The 14,912-nt window shown below is 36.6% G+C and carries 13 protein-coding genes; 6 read left to right on the forward strand and 7 right to left on the reverse strand.

The window, feature by feature from the left end; all coding sequences use genetic code 11:
• Window positions 1-13: 13 nt before the first annotated feature.
• The 5 genes from IPO27_18385 to IPO27_18405 all read right to left on the reverse strand — a co-directional run bounded on the left by IPO27_18385 (window position 14) and on the right by IPO27_18405 (window position 7,259).
• Window positions 14-1,939, reverse strand: coding sequence for an OmpA family protein (locus IPO27_18385; protein ID MBK8848395.1), 1,926 nt, complete (start codon window positions 1,937-1,939; stop codon window positions 14-16).
• A gap of 267 nt (window positions 1,940-2,206) precedes the next feature.
• A complete protein-coding gene (locus IPO27_18390; GenBank protein MBK8848396.1) occupies window positions 2,207-2,572 on the reverse strand; it encodes a hypothetical protein in 366 nt (121 codons plus the stop codon).
• Between the two features lie 16 nt (window positions 2,573-2,588).
• Complete coding sequence (locus IPO27_18395) at window positions 2,589-3,077, reverse strand: hypothetical protein (protein ID MBK8848397.1); 489 nt, start codon at window positions 3,075-3,077, stop codon at window positions 2,589-2,591.
• Between the two features lie 265 nt (window positions 3,078-3,342).
• On the reverse strand, window positions 3,343-5,847 hold the full coding sequence (locus IPO27_18400; protein MBK8848398.1) for a hypothetical protein: 2,505 nt from the start codon (window positions 5,845-5,847) through the stop codon (window positions 3,343-3,345).
• 8 nt (window positions 5,848-5,855) lie between these two features.
• Entirely contained in the window at window positions 5,856-7,259 is a 1,404-nt protein-coding gene (locus IPO27_18405) for a toll/interleukin-1 receptor domain-containing protein (protein ID MBK8848399.1), read from the reverse strand.
• Window positions 7,260-7,997: 738 nt separating this feature from the next.
• Here IPO27_18405 and IPO27_18410 point away from each other — a divergent pair.
• From IPO27_18410 to IPO27_18430, 5 genes are all read left to right on the forward strand, one after another.
• The gene (locus tag IPO27_18410; GenBank protein ID MBK8848400.1) at window positions 7,998-9,917 is read left to right on the forward strand and encodes a GHKL domain-containing protein; all 1,920 of its coding nucleotides are present in this window, start codon (window positions 7,998-8,000) and stop codon (window positions 9,915-9,917) included.
• 4 nt (window positions 9,918-9,921) lie between these two features.
• Entirely contained in the window at window positions 9,922-10,287 is a 366-nt protein-coding gene (locus IPO27_18415; protein ID MBK8848401.1) for a response regulator, read from the forward strand.
• A 12-nt stretch (window positions 10,288-10,299) separates the two neighbouring features.
• Window positions 10,300-10,698 (forward strand): response regulator, encoded by a 399-nt coding sequence (locus tag IPO27_18420; GenBank protein ID MBK8848402.1) that lies wholly within the window; start codon window positions 10,300-10,302, stop codon window positions 10,696-10,698.
• A 107-nt stretch (window positions 10,699-10,805) separates the two neighbouring features.
• Window positions 10,806-11,525 carry an adenylate/guanylate cyclase domain-containing protein gene (locus IPO27_18425; GenBank protein ID MBK8848403.1) on the forward strand — a complete coding sequence of 240 codons (720 nt, stop codon included), beginning with the start codon at window positions 10,806-10,808 and terminating at the stop codon, window positions 11,523-11,525.
• A gap of 88 nt (window positions 11,526-11,613) precedes the next feature.
• The gene (locus IPO27_18430) at window positions 11,614-12,057 is read left to right on the forward strand and encodes a hypothetical protein (protein MBK8848404.1); all 444 of its coding nucleotides are present in this window, start codon (window positions 11,614-11,616) and stop codon (window positions 12,055-12,057) included.
• Window positions 12,058-12,524: 467 nt separating this feature from the next.
• Here IPO27_18430 and coaD read toward each other — a convergent pair whose 3' ends face one another.
• Entirely contained in the window at window positions 12,525-12,986 is a 462-nt protein-coding gene (gene coaD, locus IPO27_18435; GenBank protein MBK8848405.1) for a pantetheine-phosphate adenylyltransferase, read from the reverse strand.
• Window positions 12,987-12,997: 11 nt separating this feature from the next.
• Window positions 12,998-13,657 (reverse strand): DUF4290 domain-containing protein, encoded by a 660-nt coding sequence (locus IPO27_18440; protein MBK8848406.1) that lies wholly within the window; start codon window positions 13,655-13,657, stop codon window positions 12,998-13,000.
• A gap of 175 nt (window positions 13,658-13,832) precedes the next feature.
• Between IPO27_18440 and IPO27_18445 the strand changes: the two genes are divergently transcribed.
• Window positions 13,833-14,756, forward strand: coding sequence for a DUF3078 domain-containing protein (locus IPO27_18445; GenBank protein MBK8848407.1), 924 nt, complete (start codon window positions 13,833-13,835; stop codon window positions 14,754-14,756).
• Window positions 14,757-14,912: the final 156 nt, after the last annotated feature.

Here is a 14,912-nt window from a genome sequence, read left to right on the forward strand (position 1 = left end):
GTTATGTTTGCTATTATTTTCCTATAATAACAATTTCGGTTCTACGATTTTTGGATTTGCCGGCTTCGCTGGTATTGTCTGCCACAGGCTGGGTAGCGCCATATCCTTTATAGCTAAGCCTGTTAGCAGCAATGTTGTTTTTAATAAGTAACTCGTAAACCACCTTGGCGCGTGCTTCACTTAGTTTCATGTTTTCTGAAGCGCTGCCCTGATTATCGGTATGACCATTTATAGCTATTCGGAGCGTTTTGTTTTCTATTAAGTAAGCTGCAAAGTTGGCTATCATAAATACCGACTGTGGGCTTATTTCGCTCGAGTTGGTTTTAAACAAAATATTATTCAGGTTATAGCTGGCGCCCACTTTAATGTTTTTTAATTCCACATTAACTGTTTGTGGAGAGAAATTGGTGCTATCATCCTTACTAAAGAAGTTTGAGTTAAACTCATTATCTTTTTTACGAACCGTAAGCAGGTAATCGTTATCGAATAATACCACATGCGAATATTTTCCGGTCGTGCTATCCACATCTATCTTCACCACTTCTTCGGTTTGCACATTTTTTAATTCAATTTTTGCATCGGTAACAAAGTCTTTATTTTCATCTGTCAATTGTCCTTTTAGAAATAGCACTTTCTCGGGACGAATTTTATCATACAAATCAAATTCATAAATATCGTAGCTGCCCTTGCCAGCTTGCAGCTTATCACTTGCAAAATATCCTTTGTGTCCATTGGTGCTTACAAAAAATCCGACTTCGTTGCCTTCTGTATTTATAGGATAGCCAAGATTGACGGGTTTAGCCCATTTGCCTTTTTCATCTATCTTAACCATAAAAATATCGAAGCCACCAAGGCCGGGCAGTTTATCACTCGAAAAATAAAAGGTGCGGTTATCGGGATGCATAAAAGGGCTTTTCTCATTACCATCTGTGTTTACATGCACAAGCGACTTCGCTTCTGCAAATTCGCCTTTCTCATTTTTTACCGAATAGTAAATATCGCAGGTCATGTTAACGCTATCCCTATATGTTGCAAAGTACAATGTTTTTCCATCGGGACTAATGCTTGGTTGTGCATCCCATTGCTTGGGGTGATTTATGTTTTTTAAATTTTTAAAGGGCGACCATTTCCCATTTGCAAATTCGCATTCGTATAAATCAAAGTTGCCTTTGTCAACTCTGGTAAAATACATTTTCGTATTATCAATGTTGAGGCAGGGGCCACCCTCGTTATCCAATGCCTTATAATTAAAAGGTGGTTCCATGGGTTTACCTTCACTAAAAGCACTTCCTTCAATTTTTGTAGCCACACAAAATTTCTCTACTTCGCGTGACGATACCAGTCCTTTGCTTTCTTCGGTAAATCTGCGGGTAAAATAAAATAACTCGCCATCGGCACTTTGGTAACCCAGGTATTCTGGATTGAATGTATTAATGCCCTGCACCGGTCTGGGGTCAAAAGGTACCGGGTGGGTCAGTAAATTTATTCTTGAGAGGGATTCATCAATTTCTTTTAATATTTTTTCATCAGTACAGCCTTGTTCACTTACACCTTTGAGGTACTTGTTCGCTTCAGTATACTTTTGATTTTCTAAAAAATAATTCCCCGTGCGGTAGTATGCCTGCCAACCGGCATCAGGACAATGTGCTATGGCTTTCACATAATTTTCTTTCATCAAGCGGAATTCTTTATGGGTATAGGCAAGCTCCGCCAACATCTTGTATGCACGACCAAACGTGGTGTCCTCCTCTACAGCATTTTCCAGATATTTTTTTGCCTTATCAAAATCTTTCTTTGCGTCTTTGGCTTTCTCAAAATTCTTAACCGCTTTGGCATTTTCCGATAATGGGCACAATTCCGGCAACTTTTGCTTTTGAGCAAAAGCAAATTGCCAGTTAAAGCAAAGGCAAATAAAAAAGATGAAAAAAAATTTACTCAATCCTTTCAGGTTTAAACTGTTAATATTAATTAACGGCATTCGCGCTTTTTAGTATGCAGCAAAGGTAAAAGCAAGCTGCTAAAGTTTTTATTAAGTAATAATTAGTTTTTACACAGGGTGGGGTCGGCAATAATTTTCAATACCAAACCTTTGCAGCGATATTTTTAAAAATTCTCTTTTAAAAAAATACAATAATGGCCACTGTTTAAAAAGTGGGGGCAGAAGTATGGTATGCTGGCAACTATTAAAAACTAAGGATTAAAATGATTAGAATGAAGCTGCATTAACTGCGCTTTTTGCCCCTTCGCGATCTTTGCCTATAAGGCTTCCCAATTCATCGAGGGCGCTATTAGCACCGCTAATATTGTCAATACGCATATAGGACTCGTATACCAATTTATACACCCTTGTAACCAACGCAACATCAATTGCCTGTCCATTTTTCTTTTTAGCCTGACCATCTTGCCTGCAAGCAACAGTGGCCCCGGGCACTAAATCATATTGCCCTTTTTGAAACATCTGAAGCGCAGATTGATATCCACTATTGCAATCCTGTGCATGCAACGTTGCACTGAAAACACAACATATAACCATTATGGCTGCTGTATAAATGTATGTACTTCTAATCTTCATTTTATTTTTGTTTGATTTAATTCTTTTCGATTGCCTTGAGTTTGTTTTCGTAAACATTTTTTTCAGTCATATTATCCTCATCAGAGTAGTAGGTTATTATCTTTTTATATGATGAAACTAAAATATTATTTCCATTAGCCAGTTGTTTTTTTAGAGGGCTTAAATTATTTTCGATTTTACTTTTTTCAACTTGAATAGCCTTTAAGTCATTTTTAATTTTGTCGTCCTTTTTTCTTTCTTGTTTCAAAGCAGCCTGACGTGCTTTTTTTGCTTTTAACTCTGTTTCGAACGATAAAATTTCTTTATTCAATTTCTTTTGTTCCAATTCAAGTTCACCCATACATTTTAGATAGTTGGTGATGATGGTAGAATTTAAACCACCAGGTAAAGTGTTATATTTTTTAATTTGATTCTTACAACTATCCGTAGGTTGGGCAACAGAACCAAACCCGAACAATAATCCTACAAGGAAAAGCAAGAGATTAATAATTTTTATTTTTTTCATAATTGATATCAACAAATGTACTTTTTTAATAACTACTTCGATATTTTATCTAAAAAATCCTGATCAACGTTTATACCGTACTTATTGGTTAGTTCCGGCAATACGTATGTATTCCAAAGATTTAGATCAAGACGTTGATGGTTTGAATCAAGTTGTTGACGCACTAAAGGCCACAACACGTCCATATTTAGAGGCCATTTGAGAACGGTGCCATCATAATAACCTGCAAGTACGTATTTCTTATCAGCACTAAATGTGAGTGTATTTACTTTTTATTTAAGTCACCATCGCAAACCTTTTGCCTTAGTATAAAAGGCATTTGTAAGTACCAGTCTTCTTTTGCATTAAAAATGATTACACTACCATCTGCACTACCTGCCACTATATATTTGTTATCGTTGCTGCATATAATGCTTTGAATTCTGCCATGAGCAATTGCGTTATATTCAACTTTATAGGTGCTAAGCGAAATTTTACATAATCCGCCTTTTGCATTTCCGGCAAGCGCAAATTCAGTATTAGAATCGAAAGCTACACATGTTACGATTCCTAGTTTGCTATCGGTAATTTTTATAATTGTATCTTTTGAAATAATATAAATGGCCGAGTCCACTCCTGCAGCTAATTTTTCGTTTCCAACAGCCACACAGTTAAATTTTTTTCCATTAATCCGTAAGTGGTTTTTTCCCCAAACTATAGTGTCTTCCAAAGCCGATACTTGGCCATTATTTGTTTTTATGGTTAATCTCTTGTCCCATATAATTGACTTGTGATTATCTCCTATCATTTGCCAACCTGCTAATAAACTATCGGTTCTTAAAAATAAATCACCTTGTTCATTGTAACAAATTGTTTTACCATTAATGTTATTGTAAAGAAAATCGGAGTTAATGCCCATAAGAACCGAACGACTCGTATCTTGAGTTAAGTCGAACAATTGTATATACTGAAACGTTCCGGCTGCAGCCATCGTTTTGAGCCCTTTATTTATGCTAATGCTTGTAATTCTTTGACCTACATCATAAAATAGCGTAAGCGAATCTTTATCATCACTCCAGCTTTTTTTATAAATTTTTCCATCTGCATACCCAACAAGCACCGTGTCGCCAGCAAAATTAATAGTACTAACTCCATTGCCAGGTTTTGAACAAAACGCAAAATAAGGGCCAACGCTTTTTACTTTATTGTTACGTTCTAAGGAGTTATAAAAGCTATTATAAAAAGGTGATAAATCACCACCATTATTATTTCCGTAAATCCGATAGGCTGCATATGAAACCAATGCTGCACTCTGATAGTCACCATAGTTTTCTTCTATTCCATTTGCTATTGATAAGAGGCGACCAGCAAATTCCAAAATCATCAATCGTTGTTTATCGTTAGCATTTTTTATGTTGTAAAATAAAATTATGGATGACGCTAGTAGTCCAACTAATGTAACTGTTATAAATATATTTCGTCTTTTTCTTTGCCTTACCTTTTCAATTTCAACGGCTTTTCTGATGGTTTCTTTCCTTTCTTTTTCCTTAATCTCCTCGCGCCTTTTTTCTCTTTTTTTGCGCACCACATCTCTTAGCACATCGTGTATAAGTTCTACATACTCTACATTATCGCGCAACTCTTTGCGTATAATTCGTTTATTAATGAGTGCCTCCAAAATGGTTTCATCTACTTCGTATTCTTTCTTCAATTCTTCTAACGATTGTAATTTTCTGAAACCGCTTTCGGTAATTAACGTTTCTTCAAAGGCCACCTGAACTTTTTCTTTAAACTGACTTACCGTATCGTTGTAGTAGGAATTAATAACATCCTGCACATTAAATGATGCTACCAACTCAAAGTTTATATTATCTAAGTTTTGTTCGATACGTTTTTCATTTATCTGAAAACAAATAAGGCTCAGCAAAAAGGGCTCTATCTTTAAACGCTCCTGGTTGTCGGGCTCGGTAGCTTTTTCATCAAAATCACGTTCCGTTACATCAGGTAGTTTTTTTATTATTTCAATGGCAACTTCTTTATCTATAAGCCCATTAGATGATTTCGTGGCTGCTTCCAATGCCTGCATAGCGGTCATTTGTACTATTCGGTATCGATACAGACCAATAGATGGCATGTATCTTTTATAGCTCTCTAATTGAGCAAGGTAGTCTTCGCGCAAACTTAATACTACATGATACTTGCGTTGTGCAAAGGAAGCTGATATCATTGTTGCATTGTCGGCATATCTTTTTTGTACTTCGGCAGGAATGCGATTTTCGGCAAGGTCAGATACTTCTATAATCATTTCGAGCACCTCCCGCAGTTTATCTTTACCTAAGGTAAAGATTTCTTCAAACTGATCTAATATCAACACAGGAGTTATTAAGCCATCAAGCAACCTTATATTATGGAAATATTCCCATAAAGATTTGTTGCCAACTTCTTCAACCGATGTGTCAATTTGTTTTAATTTTTCATACACTCCCTCTTTTAGTTGTGTTAGTGGCGATTTTGCCGATGAAAAATCAATACGTATATAGATTGGGTAGTAAAAATTCTTGCGCAATTCTGGTATAACCCCGGCATTAATCAAAGATGTTTTACCAATACCCGACTTTCCGAATATTACGGTAAGTCCATTGTTTTTTATCAGGGTATAAATTTCCTGAATTTCAATATCGCGGCCTCCGTATTGCTCTTTATTTTGTTCTTCAAAAGAGCGTAATCCAAGAAATGGCCTTTGTGTGTCTATGGCTATACGGGTTGCGGTATCTTTATTGTTTTCTGGCATTCCTTAAGTTATTTTAATGGTGTAAGGTTGTTTTCCGAAATAAACTTGCGAATTGTTTTTGGCAGTTCATCAAGATTGGTAATGCTTTCTATATTAAGCAAACGTATTTCATCGGGAATACGCGGGTCAGTAGGTTTGGTGGCATCTATAATAAATGGGCGTATGTATGATTTGCTTGTCAGTTTTTCATACAGGATAGCGGTAGTCCATTCTTTGGCATATACATATCGCGATTTATCGGCTATCGCGTTTTCGGAAATAATCACAAGAAAATAAGCACATGTTTTAAGCTTTTCAATTATTACATCGTTGTATTTTTCTCCGGTTTTTAATTCATCATCATCAAAAAATACATTGACACCGTTACGCATTAGTTCGTTTTTCATTCGTTCGGCAAGCGATTTGTCGGTCCAACTATAACTGATAAAAATCTCTTCTTTAAATAAAACTTCGTTGGGTGGTGGGCCGCTTACTTTGCTTACCTGATTATGCACATCCTCTATAAAATCAATCGCATTTTTATAAAATTTATTTTGAGTATCGGGTTGCAAATTTTGTCCTATCGGGATAACCTTGATGTTATTACTTTCGAGAAATTTCTTAAGCTCCGTATCTTTTAAAATATTATTGGCTGCTACATATTTCTTTTTTACCTGACTTCGGAAAGGTTCTTTGGATAGTATGCGAATAAATATTCGCATAAACCAATCGGGTAGGCTGCTGCCAATAAACAACATGCTCTTTTGCGAAATGGCGTCAAATAATTCTTTTGCAATGGTGTCCATTCCATTTTGCAACATATAAAGGAACTCGATGCTTTGATCATCCGTTATGGCAAAGTTTGCTCCCTGTATATTGCCCATCAGGTTGTAAATTTTAGGCAAGGCAGGGTCTTTTTTTTCTGATGCTACCGAAGCTGAAAACGGATTCGAAAAATTATACGATTTGTTAACCAACCTTCCGGCTGCTTCAAACGCGCGCTCCAGAAAATTATCATAGTTGAGCGAAACAAAGGTTTCGAAACCGCCAATAGATATTAATTTGATAAAAGGGTCAAGTATTATTTGCTCATTGGTAAGTGCATTTATTTCATTTTTTATTGCAAGTTGAATATCGCTTTCTGTAATGTTTTGGGCCATCAATCCGCGTGCAACATTATTTATGGTGGCGTCAAAGTCAAGGGGCTTGCTGCTTAAGTTTTCCCAAATACGGAATGCCAGATATTTATAAAGATTTATCTCGAGTGTATCGCCAACTTGCTCGCCCGCACTAAGCATTGCATTATAGTATTCCAGTTTTTCAATACTACTTTTTTTAAGTCTCAGGTTCGATAAGTCGTTGCCAAGAACAGGTACAATAGCCTTGCTATTGACACTATAGGTAAACGATTTCCAATTAAATTGATCGGTCATTTATTAGTTAGTAATTTTTTATTTAGAAATAAGTTAAGGCGATTAGTTATGGCAAACTTAGGCAACTATTAACATAAAGCCTAATTATTTTTTTGGGATAGCCGGATAAGTGAAATTTAAACCAGTTTCTACTGCTAATAGCAATGTTTGATTTGACCATTAATACTCAATTACGGATTTAATGAGGTGGTTGGCTTACATGTTACTATTACCATATACCAGCACAACATAAGGCACTATCAGGAAGTTTTAGTGTCATCGTTTAATGAATATAGTACTCTAATTGTATTGGCACAAAAGCAGCTTCTTAATATCATGCAACATGCTCCTGCAAAGCTTTGTTTATGTTGAAGCTTACATGGGTTTTGTATTCGTTCTATTGTATTTCGTTTTCATGTTTTTTTAGAATAAAGTATAGACATGGCCATCAAAAAAAATCAACACAGAGGCTTAGGGGCAAGTCTCTCTGCTATATCCAACGTGTGCATCAATTGAATGAATGAATAATTTTCAGCCCCAACAATTTGATACAGTTTACCATCTTATTCCAATGCATCAGGAGTGCATAACAGAAATATTTATTTAAATTTTGATTTTAGCTGGTAATGGGAAACAAAAATTTTACATTTGTTCACGATGTATAACTATGTAAATTTTTACGAACCTGCCTGATTAGGCTTAATGTGTATGATCAAATATTTTTCGCACCTATTTTTAATTATTTCGATTAGCATTGTTATGTCTTTTCTGTGCATAACATTTGCATTGGCTTCTGACACGCTTGGCATAAATGCAATGAGCAATATAAAGCCCGACACTGCACAGATAAACAAATTGCTCGAGCAAGGAATACAGGCCATAAAAACAAATGCAAGCAGCGAAAGAATAATAACAGTACTAAGCAAGGCAAATGAATTGAGTAGGCAAATCAATTATGATTTTGGTAAAGGACGTGCCAACTATTTATTGGGAAAATACTATTTGTCGCAGGCAAACTATCCTGCAGCCATGGAGAATTTTACAGTTGCTTCTATATTATTTAGAAACCTAAACGACAAAAAATATTTTGCACTTACACAAATGCAATTGGGAATTGTACTTTATACTCAAAAGCAATGGAGCGAAGCATTGCCATACTTTGAAACGGGTGCCCGCGATTTATTAATCATAGGCGATACGTTGAATTCGGCAACGTGTAATTATCTCTCAGGTCTTGCAAGCTTCGAAGACAAGGATTATTCCAATGGCGAAAAAATGCTGAAACAAGCATTGAAAGAATTTGAAACAATAAATAATACACAGCGGGTAATGGAAGCCAGACTAGGATTAGCAAATTTGTATCTGGAAGTAAAAAACAAAAACCTTGCTCTTAATAATCTTGATACCTGCAAATTGTATTTACTAGGTAACCCACAAAAAGATGTTGAAGCTATGTGTAATTTATTTTATGGTAAAGCAGCTTTATTAGATAATGATTATGAACGAGCCGAAAGTTATTATAGTTTAGCTTACAAATCGGCCAGCGAATTGAATAACCTTACGCTTATGCTGAAGATAACTAAACCTATAGCCGAATTGTATAAGTTGATTAAAAAATATGATAAGGCACTTTTGTTTCAAGAGGAATATTACAAAATACAAGATTCGATTTTTACCTTACATAATTCGCGGGCTATAGCAAGTTTGCAAAACATGAATAAACTGGAGAAACAAAAATCAGAAATACTATTGTTGAATAAGAAACTTGAAGTAGACAAGGTTGTGCGCATAGCACTTATAGCTGTAGCCATTATGCTGGTATTGTATGCTTTTAACTGGTACTATAAAACAAAGCGAATCAAGATTGCCTATACCAAGTTAAGCGAATCAAATGCAGAATTGGCCCTGGCATTATCTAATCTTAAATCTGCCCAAGACCAATTATTGCATTCCGAAAAAATGGCCTCGCTCGGTCGACTTACAGCAGGCATTGCACACGAAATTAAAAACCCGCTCAACTTTGTTATCAATTTCTCTAGTGTTTCAAAGGAACTTATTGATGATTTTACTGCAAGCAACGATGAAGATGAGAAGAAAGATTTATTGATAGATGTAAAGTCAAACATTGATAAAATATATTATCATGGAACGCGTGCCGATAAAATAATGCAAAACATGTTGCAGCATTCGCGCACCGGAACCGGTCAGCGTAAGCTTACCGATTTAAATAAACTGTGTGATGATTACCTCGAGTTTACATACCAAAGTATGCGTGCTAATAATCCAAATTATAAATGCACCCTGGTTAGATCCTTGCAAATGGATTTACCCGAAGTGCGGTTAGAGCCACAGGATATAAGCCGTGTTTTGCTCAACTTGCTCAATAATGCAATGTATGCGGTTGCCAATCGCAATGATCCGCGGGTTGAGATTAAAACATCTGTAATAAATAATGCTGTGCGAATAGAAATTAAAGATAATGGGCCGGGCATACCCGAAGAGATAAAGCAAAAAATATTTGAGCCCTTTTTTACTACAAAGCCTACCGGTGAAGGTACCGGTTTGGGTTTAAGCATTTGTTACGATATTGTGGTAGCTCATAAGGGAAGCATCGTAGCCGACTCGGTAGAAGGTGCATATACTAATTTTATAATCGAATTGCCTGTTTTAAAAACCTAGGAAGATGAAAATACTTGTGGTAGATGATGAGTGGGATGCTCAGGATTTATTTAAACAAAGATTCCGTAAAGAGATAAAAAGCGGAAGCATGGAGCCATTATTTGCTATGTCGGGCGAAGAGGCCATAAAGATTTTAAGTGATTTGCACCCCATGGATATTGTAATGGTTTTTTCTGATATTAATATGCCGGGTATGTCAGGTTTCGAATTGCTTTCATCGATAAAAATAAAGTTTCCGCAACTTAAAGTATATCTTGTTTCGGCCTATGGCGATCATACAAACTTGCAACGGGCGATAGATTTGGGAGCCGATGATTTTATACATAAGCCGGTTGACTATGATATTGTGAAAACTAAACTGACAAAGTAATTTTTAATAGAAATGGCAAACAGAATATTAGTGATTGATGATGAGCAAGATATGCAATCACTGATTAATCAGCGCTTCCGCAAGCAGATTAAGGCAGACGTTTTTACTTTCGAATTTGCTTTGAATGCAAACGAAGCGCTGGAGAAACTGCGCTCTATAGAAGATATCTATTTGATAGTAACCGATATCAATCTTCCTGGTATGGATGGAATTACCTTGCTCAATAAGATTAAGGAAATCAATCGTACCATTATGTCGGTAGTAATATCTGCCTATGGCGATATGAAAAACATACGTGCTGCCATGAATGCGGGTGCATACGATTTTCTTACCAAGCCCATCGATTTTGTTGATTTTGAAACGACACTCGAAAAACATTGGCCAACATACGTTTCGTTTTGCAATCAATAGAAAACACGAAGCAACTCGAAAACGAGCGCATCGAAAAAATAAAGGCGCAGGAAGAAGCGCTGAAACAAGCTGAAGAGAAGGCCGTATTTATAAGCGAACAAAATCGCATGCTTGAAATTAAAGTAGATGAGAGAACATTGGAGTTACGAGAAAAAAATAATTTGATTACCATGGAAAAGGAGCGCTCCGATTCGTTGCTCCTTAATATTTTACCCTTTAAAACTGCTCAGGAACTAAAAGATACCGGAAAAAGCGAGGCCACTTTGTATAACGATGTAACGGTGATGTTTACCGATTTCGAAAATTTTAGCGGCATAGCAGAGCAGTTAACACCAGCCGAATTAGTTGCCGAAATTGATTTATGTTTTCAGGCCTTTGATAACATTGTAGAAAAGTATGAGATTGAAAAAATTAAAACAATTGGCGATAGCTACATGGCTGCATGCGGACTGCCTATTGAAAATAAATTGCATGCAATCGCGATGGTAAATGCCGCAATCGAGATTCAGGATTTTATTCAAAAACGTAAGCGGGGACTTGCCAACTTGCCCAATAAAAAATCATTTGATATTCGTATAGGTATTCATTCGGGACCGGTGATTGCCGGCATTGTAGGCTTTAAGAAGTTTGCTTACGATATATGGGGCGATACGGTAAACACCGCATCGCGCATGGAAAGCAGTGGCGCACCAGGCAGAATAAATATTTCAGGACAAACGTATGAGCTTATCAAAGATTATTTCAGGTGTGAATACCGCGGAAAGGTATCGGCAAAAAACAAGGGAGAAATTGATATGTACTTTGTTTTAGAGCGAATTACTAAATAGTTGCTTAATATAGACATTGGCATTTGCTTGTGTTGGTTTTTAAATAAATAGTAACTTGCGCACTATTAACCTCTAAAATCTATTTGAAATGAACAAATCAAAATCAATTATGGCTTTCAACTTCATTCGCAATCTGTTTGCCATTGGGTTCGTTATTTTGTGTTTTGCCGCATTTGTAAAAAGCGAAAATCCTGAGCCACTTGCTCCGCAAGAAGAAGCGGCATCTGGTGGACGCAACATTAGCTCGGCCGATGCAAAAGTTTTAATTAATAATTACATCAGATGGAATCCCGGCAAGAAGCAAAAAGGGGGCTACATTAGTAAATCGGTTTTTGATCAACTGTGGGCTCGCAATGCCACAGCCAAAGGTGTTTTCTGGTATATGGGCTCTGAAATTGTGAACGAACGTGATACGGTGATCAGGTTGGTAGTAGAGTCTGGCAATACTGCAGCCACAATAATTGATGGCGGTTCAGGTATTTACAAATCACAATCTATGTGCCCAACAGATTGTGGCACATTGGCTCAGTAATTTCTTCCTAAAGCACGAAGCATTATTTTTCTTGTCACCGCTCGAGCCGCGCTTGCAGATCGTGACACCATACATGTGCATTATAAAACGTTTACTCATTTGTACCATCAACAAAATCTCCAAGTACATTAACCTAAACTTCATCTTCATTTATCGTTTTACAAAATGTTGTAAGCAACATTTACCTAATGCAAGGGACATATTTTTAGTGTTTGCAGTTGTCGTTCTTTTAATTTATTCCAGTTCGAATCCAATTGCCACAATTCCAAAACTAATTTATCACATAGTATACACCCACCGTTAGTAAAATTCTATTTGCCTCTACAGTATCAAAAAATTTCCTTTTTAGACCCAAAGCCCTCAAGCGTGCATTCCACCCATCTCCTCAAGGAGAGGGGAAGAGGTGAGGTTTATTTCTCCCATCCTAACCAAACAAATTATCTATCGTAAATGTGATTAAACAAAAATCACACACCCAAACTTACCCCTCTTGCCAAAAACTGCTTTACTTCGCCACCGTTGCGAATAATATCGCGAACAATGGTACTCGCTATAGCATCATACTCAGGTTTGGTTAGCATAAAAATAGTTTCGATAACTGGCGACATTTTATGATTCATTTGTGCAATGGCACTTTCGTATTCAAAATCAGTAAATGAGCGCAAACCTCTTACCAGATAGTTTGCATTATTTTTTTTACAAAAATCAATGGTAAGTCCTGAATAAGCAGCAACCGAAATATTGGAGTTCGCCTCAAATGTTTTTTCTATCCAGCTAACACGCTGTTCCAGGGTAAACATGTGTTGCTTGTTGGCATTCGTGCCTATGCCTACTATCATTTTATCAAACAAGGTGCTGGCGCGCTCTATAATATCCTGATGTCCTATGGTAATAGGATCGAACGAACCCGGAAATACTGCTATGCGCATGTAAATTAGTTTTACCTTTTCTTTTTAGGGCCGTAGCGCTTTCCACCATTTTGCATTTCTCGCCTGGGTGCTTTTTCTTTTATGGTGCGTTTAGAAGTTTTTGAAATACTGCTTGCAGCAGCTTGTACATCCTTTATTTCCTGCAACCTGTAATTATCACTTAGGTGCAGCTTGCCATTCGATAGCTCCTTTAGTTGATCAATTATTAATTGGTCTTCTACGTTTTCTTTGTTCCAGGTTACATACAATATTTTCATAAAGTTGGCAAGGTCTACCGTTAGTTTTTGTCGTGCAGCGCCTTCTTCCAGTTGTATGATTTCGCCAATCACTTTTTCAACGTTCTTACCATAATGTGCCCATCTGATTTTGTAAGTGGGGTAACTTGGCTTTTTGGGTTTTACCTTTAATGCTTTTTCTGTAGGAACCGGATATGGTGAATCTACATCAAGTTTAAAGCCGCTTATTATAAAGAGGTGATCCCAAAGTTTATGTTTAAAGTCGGTAATATCACGTAAATGTGGTAATAGAGCACCCATTACATTTACAATATATTGCGCACGCTTGTTGCGCTCATCGCGATCCTCAATTTTACATGTATCTTCTACAAAGTGTTGTATGTGGCGTCCATATTCTGGTATGATAAGATGGTTACGCGCTGTATTATATTCCATATGTGCTTATTTTAGGGGCAAATGTATTTTAAAAAATGAATCTTCGATCTTCTTTTTTTATTGGCAAATTGGACTAACAGAAACAAATCATAGATATGATTTCTGCGCCTTTTTTATTGAGTGGTATCAATTTGAATTCAATTTGTATTTTCGCCACCGTTAATCACTTTTTTCTATGATGAAACTACCTTTAATTCTTTTTGTATTAGTTTTATTTTTATCCAACCTTGGCTATAGTCAAACCGATAGCACTATGCTTGCACCAAAGAAGGATCCAACCAAAATTTGGAATAAGGGTGGAGTAGGTGGAGTGCAGTTTGTACAAGCAGCATACAGTAATTGGAGTGCCGGAGGCGAAAACTCCCTGGCCGTAACCGGATTACTGAATTTGTATGCCAATTATGAAAAGAAAAAGGCTACCTGGGATAATTACATGGATGTGGCGTATGGATTTATCAGAACCTCACAATTTGGAGTTCGTAAAAATGATGACCGCATGGAGATTAACTCATCGTTCGGTTATCGCGAAAAACAAACCAATTGGTATTACACCGTTATGGTAAATGGACTTTCGCAATTTGACAGGGGTTACAATTTTCCTGATGATAGTACAAGAATTTCGAATTTTGCAGCGCCTGCTTTTGTAAAAATTGCCATGGGGATAGAACATAAACCCAATAAAAACCTGCGATTGCTTTTGGCCCCCATTACCGGCAAATCAACCATTGTGACCGATACCATGGTAAACGAGATTGATTTTGGTCTTGATGAAGGAAAACGTTGGCGAAATGAGTATGGGGCTTATCTTAAATTTTATTATCGAAAAGAAATTTTTAAGAATATCATCTTTACAAACAAGACTGACCTCTTTAGTAATTATGCCGAAGACCCACAAAACATAGATATTACTACGCAAATTCAACTTACTTTTAATGTAAACAAATACATGAGTGCCGGGTTGACATTAGATATGATCTATGACGATAACATTGCTGTGGCTGTATTTGATGAAGTGAATGGTGTGCGCGAACAAATAGGAGAGGGGCCTCGCATGCAGCTTAAAGAGGTAATTACTCTTCGCCTTGCTGCTAAGTTTTAAAGAGAAATCTTTTGGTGTAATTTATATTCTGCAATCAATTTTATGTATTCCTAAAAAGTACAGTTGTCAATTTATTATACATTGGTAAAAGGAATACAATGTTTGCTATTACAGCAACTTACTAGTATTGCAAAGGATAATAAAAAAGAAAAATGC

It is taken from the genome of Bacteroidota bacterium, assembly GCA_016714535.1.
Classification (GTDB): Bacteria; Bacteroidota; Bacteroidia; order AKYH767-A; family OLB10; genus JADKFV01.